Raw genomic sequence first — 589 nt, 5'->3', positions numbered from 1 at the left:
CACCGGGGCGGGCTGCCGTTCGCTGCGGTTTCGGGGCCTCTGTTGCTGCGCAGCGAGTCCACCGGTCCACGGGCTACCAGGGTATCAGCGCCGGGGAGAGGGTCGTTCCGGCCACGCTTCGGCAACCGCTTTCCCCCGGAGTCACGTTTTTTCCCCCCAGCCGCCCCGCCCCCCACTCGTTCGGCGGACGGATGTTGCCGAGAGCGTGACGCGGAAGCCCTGCGTGCGTCGTATCCTGCTCAAACATTCGCTGCCGAGTCCGGCCGGCAAACGGCACCACCCCCGCCCGATTTCCCGGAAACCCAGCTCGTCAACGACCCTTGACCGAAGTACGCGCCCCACGGGGCGGACATGGCCGTTCGACTGGAGATGCACGTGGCCGGGCGCATCGAGGATTACGCACTTATCGGAGACATGCAGACCGCTGCCCTGGTCTGCCGGGACGGCACAGTCGACTGGCTGTGTCTTCCCCGCTTCGACTCGCACGCCGTGTTCGCGGCTCTGCTCGGTACAGAGGAGCACGGCTTCTGGCGACTGGGGCCCGCGCATCCCGCGGGCTCCGAGGCCCCACGCGCCACCAGGCGCCGCT

Annotated in this window: 1 protein-coding gene; it reads left to right on the top strand. The window is 69.1% G+C overall.

Going from position 1 to position 589, the window contains the following annotated elements; all coding sequences use genetic code 11:
- Nucleotides 1-351 precede the first annotated feature (351 nt).
- Nucleotides 352-589: trehalase-like domain-containing protein (locus DVH02_RS34590; protein WP_233518653.1), on the top strand; the 238-nt coding region annotated here is incomplete at its 3' end.

This window comes from Streptomyces corynorhini, assembly GCF_003346515.1.
Taxonomy (GTDB): Bacteria; Actinomycetota; Actinomycetes; order Streptomycetales; family Streptomycetaceae; genus Streptomyces; species Streptomyces corynorhini.
Note: the sequence above shows the minus strand (reverse complement) of the source record. Positions and strands in the feature narration are given on the sequence as shown.